An 18,622-nucleotide genomic window follows, 5' to 3' on the forward strand; every position below is an offset into this window, starting at 1 on the left:
GGAATAGCGCAATGCAACAACTGAATCCATCCGAGATCAGTGCGCTCATTAAACAGCGTATCGGAGATCTGGACACCAGCGCGACCGCTAAAAACGAAGGTACCATTGTTATGGTATCCGACGGTATCGTGCGCATTCACGGTCTTGCTGATGCAATGTACGGTGAAATGATCGAATTCGACGGCGGCTTATTTGGTATGGCACTGAACCTAGAACAGGATTCAGTGGGTGCCGTTGTTTTAGGTAACTACCTAAGCCTTCAAGAAGGTCAAAAAGCTCGTTGTACAGGTCGTGTATTAGAAGTTCCAGTTGGTCCTGAACTTCTTGGCCGTGTTGTCGACGCTTTGGGTAACCCAATTGATGGTAAAGGCCCAATTGATGCGAAATTAACTGATGCTGTTGAAAAAGTAGCACCAGGCGTAATTTGGCGTCAATCTGTAGATGAGCCTGTTCAAACTGGTTATAAATCAGTTGATACAATGATTCCTGTTGGCCGTGGCCAACGTGAGTTGATCATCGGTGACCGTCAAACTGGTAAAACAGCGATGGCGATCGATGCGATTATCGCTCAGAAAAACTCTGGCATTAAATGTGTATACGTTGCGATTGGTCAAAAACAATCAACAATTGCAAACGTTGTACGTAAGCTAGAAGAAACTGGCGCTATGGCGTATACAACTGTTGTCGCTGCTGCGGCTGCTGATCCTGCTGCAATGCAGTACTTAGCTCCGTACTCTGGCTGTACAATGGGTGAATACTTCCGTGACCGCGGTGAAGACGCTCTTATTATTTATGATGATTTGTCTAAGCAAGCTGTTGCTTACCGTCAAATTTCATTACTTTTACGTCGTCCACCAGGTCGTGAAGCGTATCCGGGTGACGTATTCTATCTTCACTCACGTCTTCTTGAACGTGCTTCTCGTGTATCTGCTGACTACGTTGAGAAATTCACTAATGGCGCAGTAACTGGTCAAACTGGTTCTTTAACTGCATTGCCAATTATTGAAACTCAAGCAGGTGACGTATCTGCATTCGTACCAACGAACGTAATTTCGATTACTGACGGTCAGATCTTCTTAGAAACATCATTATTCAACGCAGGTATTCGTCCTGCTGTGAACGCGGGTATCTCTGTATCGCGTGTTGGTGGTTCTGCTCAAACTAAGATCATCAAAAAATTGTCTGGTGGTATCCGTACCGCTTTAGCACAATACCGTGAATTGGCTGCGTTTGCTCAGTTCGCTTCTGACCTTGACGAAGCAACTCGTAAGCAACTTGAACATGGTCAACGTGTAACTGAGTTAATGAAGCAAAAACAATATGCTCCTTACTCAATTGCTGACCAAGCTGTTTCTGTTTATGCATCTAACGAAGGCTACATGGCTGACGTAGAAGTTAAGAAAATCGTAGACTTTGATGCTGCGTTAATTTCTTACTTCCGCTCAGAATATGCTCCGTTGATGAAACAAATCGATGAAACTGGTGACTATAACAAAGACATCGAGGCAGCAATCAAAGCAGGTATTGAAAGCTTTAAAGCGACTCAAACTTACTAAGTTCAGTTTTAGTTAAGTTTGGTTCACGGATCAACCTTCGGAAGCTCGAAAGAGCTTTCGAATACTAGGTTAAGCGTATGGCAAATTTAAAAGAAATTCGCGCCAAAGTAGCTAGTATCAAGAGCACGCAAAAGATTACTCGCGCGATGCAAATGGTAGCTGCTTCTAAAATGCGTCGTGCGCAAGAGCGCATGGCTCAGGGCCGTCCGTATGCCGATAATATGCGCCGTGTAATTGCTCACTTGGTACAAGCAAACCCTGAATACAAACACCGTTATATGGTTGATCGCCCGGTTAAGCGCGTTGGCTATATCGTAGTGTCTTCAGATCGTGGTTTGGCAGGTGGCTTGAACATTAACTTGTTCAAGAAAGTTGTGCAGCATGTCAAAGCACAACAACAGCAGTCAATTGAAGTTGAATTTGCTTTAATTGGTCAAAAAGCGGTTTCGTTTTTTAAGAATTACGGCGGTAAAGTGCTCGGTGCAACTACCCAACTTGGCGATGCGCCGAGTTTGGAACAGTTAACTGGCTCAGTCCAAGTTATGCTTGATGCATTTGATAAAGGCGAATTAGATCGTATCTATCTCGTATCAAATGGCTTCGTTAATGCAATGACTCAGCAGCCTAAAGTAGAACAACTTGTTCCTTTAGCACCAGCAGAAGAAGGCGATGATCTCAACCGTACTTATGGTTGGGACTATATCTACGAACCAGAAGCAGAAGAATTGTTAAATGGTTTGTTGGTTCGCTATATCGAGTCTATGGTTTATCAAGGTGTGATTGAAAACGTTGCATGTGAGCAGTCAGCTCGTATGGTCGCGATGAAAGCAGCGACAGACAACGCAGGACAATTGATTAAAGACCTACAACTCATTTACAACAAGCTGCGTCAAGCCGCGATTACTCAGGAAATTTCCGAGATCGTTGGCGGTGCCGCTGCCGTTTAACATTATTAAGTTTGAATTGAGGAGACAGCAATGAGTAGCGGTCGTATCATTCAGATCATCGGCGCGGTTATCGACGTCGAGTTTGAGCGCAATAGCGTTCCTAAGATCTATGACGCTCTCCAAGTTGACGGTACTGAAACTACATTAGAAGTTCAGCAACAGCTTGGCGATGGTGTTGTTCGTACCATCGCAATGGGTTCTACAGAAGGTCTTAAACGTGGCCTTAATGTAACCAGCACAAATGCACCGATTTCTGTTCCAGTAGGTCCAGCTACGCTTGGTCGTATCATGGACGTTTTAGGTCGTCCTATCGATGAAGCAGGTCCTGTAGCGACTGAAGAGCGTTTGCCGATTCACCGTCAAGCACCTTCTTATGCTGAACAAGCAGCTTCTACTGACCTTTTAGAAACTGGTATTAAAGTAATTGACTTACTTTGCCCGTTCGCAAAAGGTGGTAAAGTTGGTTTATTCGGTGGTGCTGGTGTTGGTAAAACCGTTAACATGATGGAGTTGATTAACAACATCGCTAAAGCTCACTCAGGTTTATCTGTGTTTGCTGGTGTTGGTGAGCGTACTCGTGAAGGTAACGACTTCTATCACGAAATGAAAGATTCTAACGTTCTTGACAAAGTAGCAATGGTCTACGGTCAGATGAACGAGCCACCAGGTAACCGTTTACGCGTAGCGTTAACTGGTTTGACTATGGCTGAATACTTCCGTGATCAAAAAGACGAAAATGGTAAAGGTCGTGACGTATTATTATTCGTCGACAACATCTACCGTTATACACTTGCGGGTACTGAAGTATCAGCATTGTTAGGTCGTATGCCATCTGCGGTAGGTTACCAACCTACACTTGCAGAAGAAATGGGTGTTCTTCAAGAGCGTATTACATCTACTAAATCTGGTTCGATCACATCGATCCAAGCAGTATATGTACCTGCCGATGACTTAACAGATCCATCTCCTGCAACTACATTTGCTCACTTAGATGCAACAGTAGTATTGAGCCGTGACATCGCATCTTCTGGTATCTATCCAGCGATCGATCCACTTGACTCAACTTCACGTCAGTTAGACCCATTAGTTGTTGGTCAAGAGCACTATGAAATTGCGCGTGCAGTACAAAACGTATTGCAACGTTATAAAGAGCTTAAAGACATCATCGCAATCTTGGGTATGGATGAGTTAGCTGAAGAAGATAAATTGGTTGTTTACCGTGCGCGTAAAATCCAACGTTTCTTCTCTCAACCATTCCACGTAGCTGAAGTGTTTACTGGTGCTCCTGGTAAATTAGTACCGCTTAAAGAAACGATTCGTGGCTTTAAAGGTCTATTAGCTGGTGAATACGATCACATCCCAGAACAAGCGTTCTATATGGTTGGTGGTATTGACGAAGTGATTGCTAAAGCTGAGAAACTCTAATTTAAGGAGATCATCTCATGGCGACTATGCAATGTGATGTCGTAAGTGTTAAAGAGTCTATTTACTCTGGCGCAGTAACGATGTTAATCGCGAAAGGTGCTGGTGGTGAGCTTGGTATTTTGCCAGGACATGCTCCACTTGTAACCTTGCTTCAACCGGGCCCGATTCGTGTTCAGTTGGAAAATGGTACAGAAGAAATCGTCTATGTATCTGGTGGTGTTTTAGAAGTTCAACCTCATGTTGTAACGGTTCTTGCAGATACTGCAATCCGTGCTGATAACTTGGATGAAGCGGCAATTTTAGAAGCACGTAAAAATGCTGAACAATTGCTTGCAAACCAAAAGAGTGATTTGGACTCAGCTGCTGCGTTGGCTGCCTTGGCAGAAACAGCTGCACAGCTTGAAACTATTCGTAAAATCAAAAACCGCGCACTTTAATTGCCGGTTTGAGATTAAAAAAGCCACCGTAAGGTGGCTTTTTTAATAAATTGTTTTTTAAGATTCAGTTTTTGAATCTGAATTTTCATCTCCTGCCATAATCATGGCCGCAAGCTTCACCATATCCATTTGAATGGTATTCAGTTGTTTTTCAATTTGGTCAAAATTAATTTGATCTAATTTCCCGTTTAGTAATGGCATGCTAAGAGCTTGTTGATTGGCATGTAATAAACTTTGGCGAATATTCTCAATTTCCTGACTTTTGATATCTAAAGTCAAAAGTGCTTGATTTAAACCTTCTAATTGCTGTTTTAAAGTTGTGACTGTAGTTTTTAATTCATTCTGATTTTTATCTTGGATGGCTTGTTCAACATCAAGCTGAGTATCTTTAAGTTGTTCAACATAGTCACCAGCTTTAAGCTGTAAATTAGCAGCGTCGCGGACCATATAAAAAATATTACCGCTTTTAAGTTCGGTTTTGTTGGGTGCAGTATCTACCTCTTGTTGCTCAAGAGTCTGGTCAGCTGCCTGTTCAGTGATTTCAGTCTTTTCTTGTTCGGTAGCATGGTCTTGTGCCTGATCGCACCCGAGTAAAAGCATGCCTGAGGCAAAAATTACAAAAGGAAGAAATGCGCCCTGTAAAACTTTTTTCATAACTACAAACAACATTAATTAAAGCAAATAAATACTATAGGCATAAAATATGAAGAAAGATTGTATTTTTGCAAACGAACAACACTTTAAGGAGAGCATAAAAAAGAGCGTATAAAACGCCCTTTTTCACGTTTAAAAATATTATTTTGCTAACTCTGCTTCAACTGCTTTAACGATTTGTTCATCGTCTGCTGTTAGGTTCGGAGCAAAGCGAGCCACGACTTCACCATTCTTATTAATTAAGAACTTTTCGAAGTTCCATAAAACTTCTGGAGCAGGGTTGGTTGGAATACCTAAGCCTTCTAAACGCTCACGGAAAGGACCTTCACCAGTACGTTCTGGTTGAGCTGCTGTTAAAGCTTGGTAAAGTGGGTGCTTATCTTCACCGACTACAGAAACCTTAGAAAATAAAGGGAAATGAACATCATAATTTAATGAACAAAATTGCTGAATTTCTTCATCAGAGCCTGGTTCTTGCTCTTTAAAGTTATTTGCAGGGAAACCTAAAATTTCAAGACCTTGGTCTTTTTTTGCTTGATAAAGTTTTTCTAAGCCTTCGTATTGTGGAGTTAAACCACATTTAGAAGCAGTATTTACGATAAGTAGAACTTTACCTTTATATTGTTCAAGATCAACCGTTTCGCCTGAAATAGCTTTTACTGGAATGTGATATACAGATTGTGTCATGAGTCTTTCCTAAAGATTGTAATTGATATCAAGTAACGCATTTGTTTTAACTGCTATTGAGGGGTAGTGCAATAATATTCGTGTTCAAAAAAGAAAAAGTTTTTAAAAATAAACTGAATTCTAGTTATTTCTAATTTGAATAGGTGTTTGTCCAGTATAACGTTTAAAAAACTCAATAAAACTTGAGCTATGTTGATAACCTAAATCGTATGCTAAACGCTTGATAGGCGTTCCTTGGCGAATCTGATGAATGGCATAAATAATTTTGGCCCGATTTCTCCATTCGGACAACGAAAGCTGAAGCTCTTGTTGACTCAAACGTAATAAGTGGCGATCACTGACCGAAAAGTTTTGTAGCAACTGCTGTAAAGAGTGATTAAAAAGTAAGGGATCTGAGAGTTTTTCTAAAATAGGCAATAAAACAGGATGCCTTGTTTGCGGTAAATAATGCGAATATGCAGGAGCTTGTTTGAGTTGATCGAATAAAACTTGTAAAAGATGTTCTAAGTATTCAGGTTGTTCGGTTTGTTTTTGCTGTTCTAAAATTTGTAAAACTAAGGTACGAAAAAAAGGCTGGATACTAAAGCATCGACAACTTTCCCCTAAAATAGAACATAGGCGAGGGTGTAGTCGAATACAGATATAATGAATTTCATGGTCGATATGAGTAGATTGATGAACAGTTTTTGGTGGAATCCAAAGCCCATAGCTTGGAGGAGATAAGTAGATTTGTTCCTCTACTTGCATTTCCAAAATACCATTCAAACTGAAATTAAAATCTCCCCAGAGAGATGCATGAGGACGAACAATATCTTCTTTTTGGTATAGAAATTCATGAACTTCTATACTGTTTAATAATGAAAATTGCTGGTCCTCATTGTTCATCTATATGCTCTAACTCATATTTTAATTTTCACAAGTCGCTTTAGGGTTATTTAAGCCTTTTGCTAAGGTAAATGTACTTAGTAATGCTAAGGCAACGAAGCTTAATACTCCATAAATTAAAGTATTTTCATTGAAATGATCAACTACATAGCCACCTAATAAAGAACCTGTGGCAATCATGACCTGAAACATACCAACAAAAAGAGGCATACCTTTTTCAACGGCATTTGGTGCATGTACAAACATCCAGATATTGGCAGAGGTAGGGAAAGCACCAAATGCGAATCCCCATAAAGCTGTTAAGACAATAGCACCAAACTCATGGACAGCAAAAAGAGGGAATCCGAAAAATACGATTGCAAAGCATGTACCGACAAAAGCTAATGTATAACGGACATTTAAATTGCCACTATATCCGGCAAAAGCATTTCCGAAAATACCTGCAATTCCATAGAGTAATAATAATGAACTAATGGTAGTCCCATTAAAACCGGCAACATTTTTAAAGAAAGGGGCTAAATAGCTATACGCACAGAAATGAGCAAGTCCGATCAGTAAGACAATTAACATACCACTACGTGCTTTGGGCGTACGTAATAGTGCTGGTAAGTCGTTCAGGTGAATTGCCGAGTCTGGTACAAGTTTAGGTAAAAAGATTAATTGTAAGATTAAAACAATTAAGCCAATGCCTGCTGTAATTCCAAAAGCACTACGCCAGCCATAAAATTCACTTAGCCATGTTCCAATAGGCACACCTAAAACTGTAGCAAAAGTTACACCTGCCATCACGACCGCAGTTGCTTTAGCAATAGGAAGATGCGAAGGAGCTAATTTTCCACTTAAAGCAATTGCTGTCGCCCAGAAACCACCAATTGAAATACCTAAAATTAAACGGCTCAACAATAAAACATGAAAGTTTTCAGCAAAGGCGGTAATGGTATTGGCAATCACCATAATGGCCGTCAGCAAGATAAGTACATAACGCCGATCTAGTTGTTTTACAGATACTGGTAATAGAGGTGCCGCGATAGCTGCCATAATGCCGGGTACGGTAATGATGAGGCCTGCCGTACCTACAGAAATATTTAAATCTGTTGCGACACTATTTAGAACACCAACAGGTAAAAATTCACTTGTAACTAAGGCAAATGCTGCGATAGAAACAGCCAAAATAGCAAACCAGCTCCCTTGAGTGGAGGCCGTGGGTCGCGCTTTAGAAATAGAAGATTGGTCCATAGGAGATCCTTACTTGGCTAAATTTGGAGTAAAGAAAGGCAATTTATTAATTAACTAACGATCATTATGAAAATAAAATAGTTGATAAAAAATCGAACGTCAATTAATTTAATAATGATTGTTATAAAAATAGATGTGATCTTTATGACAAATAGGCATGAAACAGATCTTGTTGTTACTGAGGAAGCGCTAAAAAAGAAGCGTGGGCGTCCAAAATGCTTTGATGAACAACAGGTTTTAGAGAAAGCTATGTTGCTCTTTTGGGAGCATGGCTACGAAGCAACGTCTATTAGTGATTTAACGCAAGCTTTAGAAATTACAGCACCGAGTCTTTACAGTACCTTTGGTGATAAGGCCGGGCTGTTTTATAAAAGTATTGATTACTATTTGGCTCATGAGGCGTGTCCTATTGAGACCATCTTTTTGGAAGCAAAAACAGCAAAAATCGCTTTTGAATTATATCTTTATGATAATGTAAAACGACTAGTTCAACCCAATAAACCAGCTGGTTGTATGTTGGTGGTTGCTGCTATGAACTGCTCTGATGCCACTCAAGATGTGCAGCAAAACCTATTGGATAAACGCATAAAGACCAAAGAAAAATTATTGGAGCGTCTCAAACAAGGTGTCGAGCAGGGTGATTTATCTGCCAATGCTCCTCTACAGGAAATGACAGATTTTTATGCTACGGTCATTCAAGGCCTTACCATTCAGGCCAGAGACGGCGCCAGTACTGAGCAATTACATAAAGTCGTAGAGCATGCCATGAAAGCTTGGACATTATTTTAAAAAAAGATGATGTCCTAAGTTCAATATCAATGTCGGAAATACGATATTTCAATTTATTAAGACATTCTTCAAAATAAAATCTCTTTTGTAGATGGTGTATTGCTATGAGTCAGGTCATGAAATATCACAAATGGGCGTTTATTTTCCCCATTTTGGCAGTATTGATTTGGTCTTTAAATATCGTAGTCACCCGCTATGTCTCGGATTATATCTCTCCAGTAAGCATTAGTTTTTATCGGTGGTTAATTGCTTTTATTATTTTGACTCCATTTATGTTTTTGCCTGTTTGGAGACAAAGACAACTCGTAAAACCATATTTACCTAAGCTTGCTGTGTTAAGTGCATTTGGGATGGTGCTTTATCAAGGCTTGGCTTATACCGCTGCCCATTATACCAGTGCAACCAATATGGGAATTGTGAATGCATTTATCCCTATCTTTACGATCTTTGTATCGCTTGCCATTTTAAAAGATGTGCCTAATCGCTTTGCAGTTTTTGGCAGTATTTTGTCTTTTGCAGGCTTGCTCTATGTCATGTCACAAGGAAATATTAATAAGCTATTAAGTGGTGGCGGGCATCTTGGTGATGCGTTAATGATTATTGCCGTATTCTTCTATGCATTTTATGGGGTTTTCTTGAAAAAATGGCAGTTGCCTCTGCCAATTATGACAAGCTTATATGTTCAGATTGGATTTTCTGTAATATTTCATATTCCTTTAATTCTTTGGTTTGGGCTCGATGCTTTAAATGTTGAAAATGCACCAAGTGCTATTTATGCAGGTGTATTTGCTTCACTCATTGCGCCGTTAGTTTGGATGTTAGCTGTTCAACAACTCGGCCCTAATAGAACAAGTATTTTTATGAACTTGGTGCCTGTCTTTACAGCAGTTATTGCAAGTGTCTGGTTGTCTGAGCAGTGGACCATTTATCACACGCTAGGTGGGATTGTTATCTTAATTGGTATCATTATGGCTCAGAAGAAGGTGAGTCCCAAAAAGAGTGAATTAATGCAAGAACAAAACTAAAGTCGAGAAAAAAACTATGGCATATTTTTAAAAAAACTGATGAAAATATGCCAATTTTTTCTTAGTTAAAGTTTTTCTATATGATTTATAAATAGTTTATAAAAATGGGTTGTAATATAAATATTAAAAAAGCCGAGTAAAAATATTAATATAATTTTAATTTATAGGCAAAAAACTGTAAATTCCCTACACTTTTCATGCTTTTTTTAGAGAAATAATATATTTCTCTCATTTGATCACTTACCACATAATAGCGGCCACTACGAAGGACGTGCTTTTTTGGCAAATCATCTTTCGTTCCACAGATATCCAAACCCTCTGGATGTGGTATATACCCATCCTTTTTTATGCTCAGTTATCCCTATATAACTGAGCTTTTTTTTGTTCGAAATTAGGCGCGAATAATCTCTCCAGTGAGAGCATTAATAATTCTACTTGGTTGCTGACTTTGGCCTAAGTCACCATTGAGATAGTTTAATTGTGAACCAAAGTATTGGCAGGCATCTTGTAGTGAATGAGCAGGTTCTTGCCCGCTTGGGTTAGCACTCGTCGAGACAATAAATCCATGAAAAGCATTGCACAATGCTACACATAAAGGATGCGTGGTGACTCGAACAGCAACAAATGGATGCTCACCTTTAATCCATGAAGGAATATGTTCACCAGCAGGTAATAGCCAAGTTGTTGCTCTTTCCGAAGGTTGATGATTCGTCCAACCATCAATAATTTCTTGTTGAGTGGTTTGAGGTAGAGAAGTTAGCAGATGTTCAACTTGGCTAATATGGCCAGCCAATAAAATGACGCCCTTTTCAATAGGGCGCTGTTTCAATTCAAGAATCTTTTGAAAAGCTTGCTCATTAAAAGGGTCACAACCTAAGCCCCAAACTGCCTCAGTTGGATATGCCAAAACTTGACCTTGTTGTAAACATTCGGCTGCTTCGGTAACTGAGGTGGTAATCATGGTAATACTCTTCCTTTCAATCAAACAGAATTGCTATTGTGCGCTTCAGTACTAAGAACGACAACGTAAATACAACCCTGATTGTTGCATACATAAACCGAGTAGTTCTAGTTCCATCAGTGAAGAGGTGAGTTCTGCCACAGGTTGAGAGTGATGCAAAACAAGCTGGTCAATATCTTGTCCGACCCAGTCTAAAGATTGATAAAGGTTAATTAAATGCTCAGGAATTTCTGGGGTATTAGAAACTACAGCCTCCTCGGTGGAGTTTTGTTGCTGACTTTGCCACTGAGTTGGTAAAGCAAGGTCTTCAATAATCTGTTCAGGATGATCGACTAAAATTGCTCCCTCACGAATAAGTTGATGGCAACCTTGATGAAACTCACTGTAAATATGACGAGGGATGGCAAATACAGTTTTACCTTGTTCGGCAGCTTTGTTCGCAGTGATGAGAGAGCCACTTTTTAACGTCGCTTCTACGACGAGTACTCCTAAACTCAGACCGCTGACAATTCGGTTTCTACGTGGGAAATGCTGTTGTAATGGAGGTGTTCCAGGCAAAAACTCAGTAATAATGGCGCCGTTTTGAGCCAAGATCTGTTCTGCAAGTTTTTTATTCTGAGCAGGATAGGTACTGTCTAGACCTGTTCCTGTGACAGCAATTGTGCGTTGATGTACTGAAGCACCTTGATGAGCGGCTTCATCAATACCATATGCCAAGCCACTACTTACATAAAATCCTTTTTCACTTAAGTAGTAGGCAAAATCATAAGCAACCTGACGACCATGCGGGCTTGGTTTTCGACTACCCACAATCGCAATTTGTGGTTGTAATAAGGCTTGTGCCTGACCTTTTCCAAAAATGATAGGGGGGTGATCAGTATAAGGTAATAATTGAGTGGGATAGCCTGAGTCATCTGCCGTTAAAATAAAGTCAGTATGCTGATGGATATGTTGAATCAGTTTTTCAAACTGAGCTTGACCTTGAGCAGTTTGGAATTCAGCTACACGTTTTAAATGATTAGCATGTAAACCAAGATTTGACCACTGTGCCAAATTAACTGGTTGGACTGCTTTTTCGCAGTTACCAAAATAATCGACAATTTTTTTAAAGCTGACTAAAGAGTGTTGCACCAAATACCACACTTTAAGCGTGTGGTAATGGTGTGAAGAAAGTTGAGTAAGCATTGTAAAAGGTACATCCAGCATTAATCATTAAAGCGGGGTGGCTGAATGCTTGAACCAACTTTAACTGGTAAATCGCTTTCTAATACGTAGGCATAACTCAACTGATCAAAAGTTCTAAAAACCATTAAGCTACCAATTTGTTGTCCAGGTAACTTTATTGATTCTTTTGTTTTAGGATCTCGAATGGTTTCACCTTGCTGCGTAATATCAAAAACTTGACCTACTTGAACACCTTGTACAGTACCTCTGTCCAAAGTCACTACACTATCTTTGCCAGCAGTACCAATTGATCCCATTACACGAATGATTTTGCCACCCTCTGGAACTTGAGTAGCGTCCACCGGATAAAATAAAGTAGGCAATGTAGCCTCTTCTTCTGGCATCACCCGATCACCACGACGTACTTCAGAATTGTAGCTGTCAGTTAACTCAAGCGTGGTAATGTCTTTTTCAGAAGAGATGGCGATGCCTGAGGCAACTTGTTGTAGCTCAATACCTAGACTGTGCTTTTTGCCTTTATTATCGGTGAAATAATAAGGTTCACCTTCACGGTAGACTGCATAACGTTGACCATTAATTAAACCTTGTCCGCGTGCATAAATAGTTTGACCTTTTGCCGCGAGTACACGTTGATCGGCAGTACCAACTACATAAGGAGTATGTTCAATTGCATCGGCTGGTAGAATAGTGCTGTGTTCTAACCACTGTTTAATATGCTCAAGAGGAATAACAGGTACGTTATTGTTTAGTGACTCCACACGTACTTGAGGTTGTAAATTTGTCATTTGACCTGTGTAACGGCGAATAATGCCGACACAACCATCTCCCTCATCTTTTCCAACCAATGGACGGCCATCTAAACTACATAGCAGTAACCGATCACCCGGATAAATCCAGTGCGGATTTTTGACATGTTGATTATTTGCCCAGATTTCAGGCCAGCGCCAAGGTTTACTGAGAAAGTGACCGGAAATATCCCACAGTGTATCTCCTCGTTTTACTACGTAGACATGTGGTGCATTACTTTTAAGAGAGGGTGGATTATGGTTCGGACTAGCAGCATAACCCTCTGCTACTGTACCAAAAGCAACCCCTGTAAAAAGTGCGAAAGCAAGTAAATGCTTTTTTATCCCCAAAGCATGAAATTGAACCATGCCGTCAAAAACCTTTTTCATTATGATAATTCCTAAAAATTATGCGTGCAGTTGCGTTATAATAGGCGGCTAACACACAATTTTTCGATGAAGTATTTCCTTCATTTGGTTTTTCAATCAATGGCATAAGTGAGGACGTCAGTATGGCCTTATTACCTATTTTAAGTTTTCCTGATCCCCGCCTTCGTACCATTGCTAAGCCTGTTGAAGAAGTTACTGATGAAATTCGTCAACTTGCAGCAGATATGTTTGAAACCATGTATGCCGCACCGGGTATTGGTTTAGCAGCTTCACAGGTCGATCGTCATATTCAGCTTATCGTCATGGATTTGTCTGAATCTAAAGATGACCCTATGGTTTTTATTAACCCCAAAATAACTCCACTGACAGAAGATAAGCAGCAGTACGAAGAAGGCTGCCTATCGGTGCCACAAATATACGACAAAGTTGAGCGCCCGTCACGTGTGAAAATTGAGGCAATTAACCTTGAAGGTCAAGCATTTGAGATAGAAGCTGATGGACTTCTCGCTGTTTGTATCCAACATGAAATGGATCACTTAAATGGCAAATTATTTGTGGATTATTTGTCGCCACTTAAACGTCAGCGTGCTCGAGAAAAAGTCGAAAAAGTTGTTCGTCAACGTGAGCGTGAAAAAGTTGCAGTAAAACGTTAAAAATTTCTATTCTTGAAACATCAATGTAGTGTGGATGTGATTTTTGGTTTTTCGTAGTGGTTTACTGCTTGCATGTGCAGCAGTATTTTTACAGGTCGCGGTATTTCTACAGCCGCTTTTACCGAAGCAGTATCAAATTGCTCCGGTCTGTGAAACTATTACCCTCGCTTTGCTTAAACCTAAAGCACAGATGGAAACCATGTCACATGCCATGCATTCACATCATGAACATCATATTGAACAGGCACAAGCCTCTGGGAAACATGATCATCATGATGCAAATCACCAGTGTCAATATTGTACCGTCTATGCCAATCTGGTTTTACCACCTGAGTTTGGCATAAAAGAAGTTTTAGTCCGCATACAAGTCCGCTTGGTCGCTTATCAACAAGCATTTCGACATGTTTACTTTGCGCTACAGCGACTTTTTCTACTCCCGCAAGGACGTGCACCACCTCTATTTGCATAAATAAAAGCAATTTTTTGTTGGGGTCTTAACTGACTTCGATATCACTTTATTTATGTTTTAGAGCGTATAAAAATGCCACATTCTAAATTTTTACTACAACCTTTATGGGTTGCGATGCTTGCTGTCTCTCATTCGGGGCTAGTTTTTGCTGATTCAGAAAAAAATGATATTGATACCAAAGCGCTTCACTCATTAGCACCTATTGTTGTTACAGCACAACAAGGCAACGATGCAAATGGCTTGATTGTACATGCAGACCCAAAGCAACCGATTCAGCCAGTGCCTGCTACAGATGGTGCAGACTATCTACAAAGTATTATGGGATTTAACTCGATACAAAGCGGTGGAACAAATGGTGATGTGACATTCCGTGGTATGTTTGGCTCACGCATCAAAATTCTAACGGACGGTGCAGAGAACTTAGGTGCATGTCCAAACCGTATGGATGCACCAACTTCTTATATCTCTCCAGAAAGTTATGACCGCATTTCTGTTATTAAAGGTCCGCAAACTGTTCAATATGCCAATACAGGTTCGGCAGCAACAGTTCTTTTTGAACGTCAGCCTGAGAAACTTACCTCTGAAAAACCTTATCGTGGGCAAGCAAGTGTCTTGCTAGGTTCATATGGACGTATTGACCATAATGTTGAAGCGGCATTGGGTGATGAGAAAAAATATATCCGTTTAAATGCCAACCGTTCAGAGTCAAATAGTTATCAAGATGGTGATGGCAATACCGTGCCCTCAGCATGGAAAAAGTGGAATGCAGATATAGCGCTTGGCTTTACTCCAGATGAAAACACGTGGGTCGAACTCACTGGTGGAAAATCTGATGGTGAATCGCTTTATGCTGGACGTTCAATGGACGGATCTCAATTTGCGCGTGAAAGCTTAGGACTACGTTTCGAAAAGAAAAATATCACTGATGTCATTAAGAAAATCGAAGGGCAGGTGAACTACAGCTATAACGACCATATTATGGATAACTTTAGCTTACGTATGCCGCCATTAGTTGAAATGAACCATGGTAGTATGACCATGCTGATGCCAAATCCAATGGCAATGCAAGTGACACGCCGTACATTAAACTCACGTTTGGCAATGACTTCCGAATGGAGCAAATGGAGTTTGATCACCGGCATTGACTCTCAATTTAATAAACATGGCGGTAGCATGTCATCGCCAACAATGCCTTCTATGAATATTCCATATCGTCAAGATATGCGTTTTCAATCATATGGAGCTTTTGGCGAACTCGGCTATCAATGGAACGATTTCAATAAATTGGTTACAGGTGCACGTTTAGATCGAGTCACAGTTGAAGATGAGCGCGCTGATTCTCAAACAAAAGGCTTTAATACTAAACTTGAAAAGACGTTACCGAGTGCATTTGTCCGTTGGGAAAATCAACATCCTGAGCATGACCTAAAAAGCTATATTGGTTTAGGTTATGTAGAGCGTATGCCTGATTATTGGGAACTTTTCTCGCCTAAGCATGGTAATGCGGGCTCAACCAATACTTTTAACGGTGTGAATCCTGAAAAAACATTACAGTTGGATCTGGGTTTCCAGCAACAGCATGGCGCTTTAAACACATGGGCTTCTGCTTATGCTGGTTTAGTAGATGACTACATTTTAATGAGTTATCACCATCACCCAAGCACTGGAATGGGTGGACATGATATGAGCCATGATATTACTGCAGGCGCTAAAAATGTCGATGCAACCATCGCAGGCGCGGAAGCGGGTATTGGATATCAATTTACCGATCATATTCAGGCAGATTTGAGTGCTATGTATGCATGGGGTAAAAACACTACAGATGACAAACCTCTACCTCAAATTTCACCTTTAGAAGGTCGCCTAAATATTCGCTATGTAGCTGATAAATATAACTTAGGTCTGTTATGGCGAGCTGTAGCTGAGCAAAATCGTGTGAGTCTACATCAAGGTAATATCGTGGGATATGACCTAAAACCAAGTAAAGGTTTTTCGACTCTTTCTCTAAACGGAAGCTACAACCTACGTAAAGATATCGATGTCTCTGTTGGCATTGATAACGTATTAGATAAGACCTATACCGAACACTTAAATAAAGCAGGTAGTGCAGGCTTTGGATTTGCGAGTGAAGAGCAGTTCAACAATATCGGAAGAAATTACTGGGTTCGTATGAGCATGAAGTTTTAATAAGCTTAGCGAATTAAATGAACTGAAAATATTAATTTAAAGAGAGAAATGAAATGACTAATAAATTATCACCTGAACAATCTTGGTGGGGATGGAAGTTACTTATTGTGGCTTCTATCTTGAGCTTATTGTTTATGATCATTTTTTACTTGGCGATCAACAATGAACCTGACTACATGCCAAGTCAAAAAAAGAAGCAGATGGTAGAGTCACACGAGCAAATGAATCACGCTGAAATGCACAGTTCATCAGTTCAATAAGTTCCTGAATAGTTAAAAATGGAAGTCTAATTAACAGGCTTCCATTTTTATTTTTAGATTTTAAAAATTATTGATGCATACTCGCTAAGGTTTTTGCCTTACCTTGATTCTGATAAAGTGTTAAGCCAAGTTTTTGTATATTACGGCCTGATTTAGATAAAAACTTTTCAACTTTTGGTGAAAGCTTCGCGCCATTATAAAGTAGTGAATTACGCACAATTAAATAATAAGCAAACCATGAGGCAGACTGCTGAGGCAATCCGAGTAGTTTCATTCTCTTCTTGCCAATAAAAAATTGTGTAAGTTCTAAATGTTGTCGATAAGCAAGCTTCTGCTGCAAAGAGCGTAAATGCAGATATTTTCTCTCAAAAGGCTCTTTGGATAAGCTTGATCCTAACTCAACGCTGCTGTGATCGGAGCGAGGGTGAGCAAACTGCATCCAGTAAAGTAACCTCCAACCCTCAGATTCAGATTGAATAAGCCATTTTTCATCAATACCCATCAACCAGCCAACATAACGCCAAAAATGTAAAAAACTCTTGGCTTCTTGTTTGGTCGGCCATACACCTAAAGCTCTAATACCGAGTAAAATTACACTGCTAAAAGCCAAATTAGTTATTGCTAAATCAAATTGATTAAGAGGAATTCCCCAAACTTCACTATCCCAACGATCAGACTTTCTTAATTGTCGGCGAACGAGTGCATGAATAAAGCGAACATAAATCGTTGACGTGAAACCTGAGCTTAAACGGACAAGTCCTTGAGGTTCAGTAATATCAACCCACCATTTTGTAGTCTCTGCTAAACGAGTACCCGCTTGTTTCTTCAATGCACCCGTTAAAATTAGGGGCTGATTAAATCCCGGATATAAGTATCCTGCCATTAAAGATAAATCTCGAAGGATAAAACCATTATTTATTCCTAAACGATGAGTAAATTTAACAGCCTCATCAATTTGGCGCTGGTCTAACCATTCAGGCTTTTGTTCAATGTAATTAAAGAAATTTTCTAACTCAGTAGGTATCGGCTCAGAGAGGTCGTTGCGGCCTTGAAATAATATCTTTTCAAAAATCATGCGATGATCTTTGGGATTTTGCATAACCCAATCAATCACCTTATCCATTTCAACGTCCCCTTCACAAAGAGCACGTTGTAAAGATACATATTCTGTATAGTTCGGTTGAGCTGGTTTTTCGCAACAGACATTTAAAAACTGAGTAAAGAAATTACTGTCTTGCATGTCATTAAAAGAAGCAAGTCGAGTCGGGCTAATCATTTGCATATCGTTACTTACTTATTGAACTGAATAATAAATAGGCTAATATGAATAATTATTCGCATTCAATTCGCATTTAACGAATAAAAAACGATGAGAAAAGCCCCGCAGCAACAGCGTTCAAAAATTATTGTTGACCATATTTTAGAGGCGACACAACACTGTATTGCCCAGTATGGATTACTACATACGACGACGCCTAAAATTGCAGAGAAAACTGGAGTAAGTGTAGGATCGATCTACCAATACTTTGAGAATAAAGATCAAATCATAGAAGAACTATTACGCCGTAAAAGCGAATTGTTGGGGCAACAACTTAAGGAATTAGTTATACAGCAAGGAAATATTCCTTTAGACGTGCTCATCCCCTTGGCGATAGAGTTAGGATTTAATGCATTAAAAGCCGATCATGGTTTTTTTATAGAAGTGCTGAAACATTGGCATGACTACAGTCATTCGCAAGCTGCTCAGATTTTAGAAAAGCATTTTTTTGAAGTAGGTCTATATACATTCAGTAGAAATCCTCATCAGTGGGACTTCGAACAGGTAAAGCATAAATCCTTTGTAATTATTAATAGTACGCTTTTTACGATGATGCGTTATGTAAGTCAGAACAATTTTCTTATCTCAGAACAACAACTTAAACGCGAATTATCGAGCATGATACTGGCTTATTTAAGCCAAAAATAAAAAATTAAAATAATTATTAATATAAAACAGCAACTTAATTTGTGTTTTGGTTTAAAAGTAAACGCTCAAGTCATTAATTTTTAATTTTCGCTTGCAAAGGAGTTAGGATGGTCTATAATGCACAT

18 protein-coding genes and 1 pseudogene are annotated in these 18,622 nt (G+C 39.7%); 11 read left to right on the forward strand and 8 right to left on the reverse strand.

The features are described 5' to 3' along the window. Window positions 1–11 precede the first annotated feature (11 nt). The 4 genes from atpA to AWW73_RS05395 all read left to right on the forward strand — a co-directional run bounded on the left by atpA (window position 12) and on the right by AWW73_RS05395 (window position 4,365). Entirely contained in the window at window positions 12–1,556 is a 1,545-nt protein-coding gene (atpA, locus tag AWW73_RS05380) for a F0F1 ATP synthase subunit alpha (RefSeq protein ID WP_002114049.1), read from the forward strand. 77 nt (window positions 1,557–1,633) lie between these two features. Then, on the forward strand, window positions 1,634–2,503 hold the full coding sequence (gene atpG, locus AWW73_RS05385; protein WP_002114131.1) for a F0F1 ATP synthase subunit gamma: 870 nt from the start codon (window positions 1,634–1,636) through the stop codon (window positions 2,501–2,503). 30 nt (window positions 2,504–2,533) lie between these two features. Next, a complete protein-coding gene (gene atpD / locus AWW73_RS05390) occupies window positions 2,534–3,928 on the forward strand; it encodes a F0F1 ATP synthase subunit beta (protein ID WP_002114045.1) in 1,395 nt (464 codons plus the stop codon). A gap of 17 nt (window positions 3,929–3,945) precedes the next feature. Next, the gene (locus AWW73_RS05395) at window positions 3,946–4,365 is read left to right on the forward strand and encodes a F0F1 ATP synthase subunit epsilon (protein WP_002114076.1); all 420 of its coding nucleotides are present in this window, start codon (window positions 3,946–3,948) and stop codon (window positions 4,363–4,365) included. A gap of 57 nt (window positions 4,366–4,422) precedes the next feature. On the opposite strand, the gene AWW73_RS05400 is transcribed toward AWW73_RS05395, so the two are convergent. The 4 genes from AWW73_RS05400 to AWW73_RS05415 all read right to left on the reverse strand — a co-directional run bounded on the left by AWW73_RS05400 (window position 4,423) and on the right by AWW73_RS05415 (window position 7,827). Further along, complete coding sequence (locus AWW73_RS05400) at window positions 4,423–5,019, reverse strand: hypothetical protein (protein ID WP_081409504.1); 597 nt, start codon at window positions 5,017–5,019, stop codon at window positions 4,423–4,425. Between the two features lie 141 nt (window positions 5,020–5,160). Then, window positions 5,161–5,706, reverse strand: a complete 546-nt coding sequence (locus AWW73_RS05405; RefSeq protein ID WP_014208128.1) for a glutathione peroxidase — start codon at window positions 5,704–5,706, stop codon at window positions 5,161–5,163. 120 nt (window positions 5,707–5,826) lie between these two features. Further along, the gene (locus AWW73_RS05410; protein ID WP_057104996.1) at window positions 5,827–6,591 is read right to left on the reverse strand and encodes an AraC family transcriptional regulator; all 765 of its coding nucleotides are present in this window, start codon (window positions 6,589–6,591) and stop codon (window positions 5,827–5,829) included. A 21-nt stretch (window positions 6,592–6,612) separates the two neighbouring features. After that, a complete protein-coding gene (locus tag AWW73_RS05415) occupies window positions 6,613–7,827 on the reverse strand; it encodes an MFS transporter (protein ID WP_057104995.1) in 1,215 nt (404 codons plus the stop codon). A gap of 135 nt (window positions 7,828–7,962) precedes the next feature. Here AWW73_RS05415 and AWW73_RS05420 point away from each other — a divergent pair, with 135 nt between their 5' ends. Both AWW73_RS05420 and AWW73_RS05425 read left to right on the forward strand, forming a co-directional pair. Continuing rightward, on the forward strand, window positions 7,963–8,616 hold the full coding sequence (locus AWW73_RS05420; protein WP_081409505.1) for a TetR/AcrR family transcriptional regulator: 654 nt from the start codon (window positions 7,963–7,965) through the stop codon (window positions 8,614–8,616). Window positions 8,617–8,720: 104 nt separating this feature from the next. After that, window positions 8,721–9,641 (forward strand): DMT family transporter, encoded by a 921-nt coding sequence (locus AWW73_RS05425; RefSeq protein ID WP_079748210.1) that lies wholly within the window; start codon window positions 8,721–8,723, stop codon window positions 9,639–9,641. A gap of 391 nt (window positions 9,642–10,032) precedes the next feature. On the opposite strand, the gene tsaC is transcribed toward AWW73_RS05425, so the two are convergent. The 3 genes from tsaC to AWW73_RS05440 are packed head-to-tail and all read right to left on the reverse strand — an operon-like array spanning window position 10,033 to window position 12,962. Continuing rightward, complete coding sequence (tsaC, locus tag AWW73_RS05430; RefSeq protein ID WP_062848995.1) at window positions 10,033–10,602, reverse strand: L-threonylcarbamoyladenylate synthase type 1 TsaC; 570 nt, start codon at window positions 10,600–10,602, stop codon at window positions 10,033–10,035. 51 nt (window positions 10,603–10,653) lie between these two features. Then, entirely contained in the window at window positions 10,654–11,787 is a 1,134-nt protein-coding gene (dprA, locus tag AWW73_RS05435; protein WP_062849001.1) for a DNA-processing protein DprA, read from the reverse strand. Window positions 11,788–11,807: 20 nt separating this feature from the next. Continuing rightward, a complete protein-coding gene (locus AWW73_RS05440) occupies window positions 11,808–12,962 on the reverse strand; it encodes a LysM peptidoglycan-binding domain-containing protein (RefSeq protein WP_062848996.1) in 1,155 nt (384 codons plus the stop codon). A 122-nt stretch (window positions 12,963–13,084) separates the two neighbouring features. Here AWW73_RS05440 and def point away from each other — a divergent pair, with 122 nt between their 5' ends. The 4 genes from def to AWW73_RS05460 all read left to right on the forward strand — a co-directional run bounded on the left by def (window position 13,085) and on the right by AWW73_RS05460 (window position 16,531). After that, window positions 13,085–13,615 carry a peptide deformylase gene (gene def, locus AWW73_RS05445; RefSeq protein ID WP_061875245.1) on the forward strand — a complete coding sequence of 177 codons (531 nt, stop codon included), beginning with the start codon at window positions 13,085–13,087 and terminating at the stop codon, window positions 13,613–13,615. 43 nt (window positions 13,616–13,658) lie between these two features. Continuing rightward, window positions 13,659–14,084 (forward strand): DUF2946 family protein, encoded by a 426-nt coding sequence (locus AWW73_RS05450; protein ID WP_062848997.1) that lies wholly within the window; start codon window positions 13,659–13,661, stop codon window positions 14,082–14,084. Window positions 14,085–14,156: 72 nt separating this feature from the next. Next, on the forward strand, window positions 14,157–16,271 hold the full coding sequence (locus AWW73_RS05455) for a TonB-dependent copper receptor (protein WP_062848998.1): 2,115 nt from the start codon (window positions 14,157–14,159) through the stop codon (window positions 16,269–16,271). Window positions 16,272–16,324: 53 nt separating this feature from the next. Next, the gene (locus tag AWW73_RS05460; protein WP_031947118.1) at window positions 16,325–16,531 is read left to right on the forward strand and encodes a hypothetical protein; all 207 of its coding nucleotides are present in this window, start codon (window positions 16,325–16,327) and stop codon (window positions 16,529–16,531) included. Between the two features lie 67 nt (window positions 16,532–16,598). Here the strand turns inward: AWW73_RS05460 and AWW73_RS05465 are convergent, their stop codons facing one another. Then, complete coding sequence (locus AWW73_RS05465; protein ID WP_062848999.1) at window positions 16,599–17,813, reverse strand: oxygenase MpaB family protein; 1,215 nt, start codon at window positions 17,811–17,813, stop codon at window positions 16,599–16,601. Window positions 17,814–17,900: 87 nt separating this feature from the next. On the opposite strand from AWW73_RS05465, the pseudogene AWW73_RS05470 reads away from it, so the two are divergent. Next, window positions 17,901–18,471: pseudogene (locus AWW73_RS05470) on the forward strand (TetR/AcrR family transcriptional regulator). Window positions 18,472–18,622 lie beyond the last annotated feature (151 nt).

Origin of the sequence: Acinetobacter lactucae (assembly GCF_001605885.1) — a bacterium.
GTDB lineage: Bacteria > Pseudomonadota > Gammaproteobacteria > Pseudomonadales > Moraxellaceae > Acinetobacter > Acinetobacter lactucae.

Bases quoted from the DNA above. Each gene is read 5' to 3' on its own strand.
- atpA (WP_002114049.1), top strand. From the start codon at position 12: ATGCAACAACTGAATCCATCCGAGATCAGTGCGCTCATTAAACAGCGT.
- atpG (WP_002114131.1), top strand. From the start codon at position 1,634: ATGGCAAATTTAAAAGAAATTCGCGCCAAAGTAGCTAGTATCAAGAGC.
- atpD (WP_002114045.1), top strand. From the start codon at position 2,534: ATGAGTAGCGGTCGTATCATTCAGATCATCGGCGCGGTTATCGACGTC.
- AWW73_RS05395 (WP_002114076.1), top strand. From the start codon at position 3,946: ATGGCGACTATGCAATGTGATGTCGTAAGTGTTAAAGAGTCTATTTAC.
- AWW73_RS05400 (WP_081409504.1), bottom strand. From the start codon at position 5,019: ATGAAAAAAGTTTTACAGGGCGCATTTCTTCCTTTTGTAATTTTTGCC.
- AWW73_RS05405 (WP_014208128.1), bottom strand. From the start codon at position 5,706: ATGACACAATCTGTATATCACATTCCAGTAAAAGCTATTTCAGGCGAA.
- AWW73_RS05410 (WP_057104996.1), bottom strand. From the start codon at position 6,591: ATGAACAATGAGGACCAGCAATTTTCATTATTAAACAGTATAGAAGTT.
- AWW73_RS05415 (WP_057104995.1), bottom strand. From the start codon at position 7,827: ATGGACCAATCTTCTATTTCTAAAGCGCGACCCACGGCCTCCACTCAA.
- AWW73_RS05425 (WP_079748210.1), top strand. From the start codon at position 8,721: ATGAGTCAGGTCATGAAATATCACAAATGGGCGTTTATTTTCCCCATT.
- tsaC (WP_062848995.1), bottom strand. From the start codon at position 10,602: ATGATTACCACCTCAGTTACCGAAGCAGCCGAATGTTTACAACAAGGT.
- dprA (WP_062849001.1), bottom strand. From the start codon at position 11,787: ATGCTTACTCAACTTTCTTCACACCATTACCACACGCTTAAAGTGTGG.
- AWW73_RS05440 (WP_062848996.1), bottom strand. From the start codon at position 12,962: ATGAAAAAGGTTTTTGACGGCATGGTTCAATTTCATGCTTTGGGGATA.
- def (WP_061875245.1), top strand. From the start codon at position 13,085: ATGGCCTTATTACCTATTTTAAGTTTTCCTGATCCCCGCCTTCGTACC.
- AWW73_RS05455 (WP_062848998.1), top strand. From the start codon at position 14,157: ATGCCACATTCTAAATTTTTACTACAACCTTTATGGGTTGCGATGCTT.
- AWW73_RS05460 (WP_031947118.1), top strand. From the start codon at position 16,325: ATGACTAATAAATTATCACCTGAACAATCTTGGTGGGGATGGAAGTTA.
- AWW73_RS05465 (WP_062848999.1), bottom strand. From the start codon at position 17,813: ATGCAAATGATTAGCCCGACTCGACTTGCTTCTTTTAATGACATGCAA.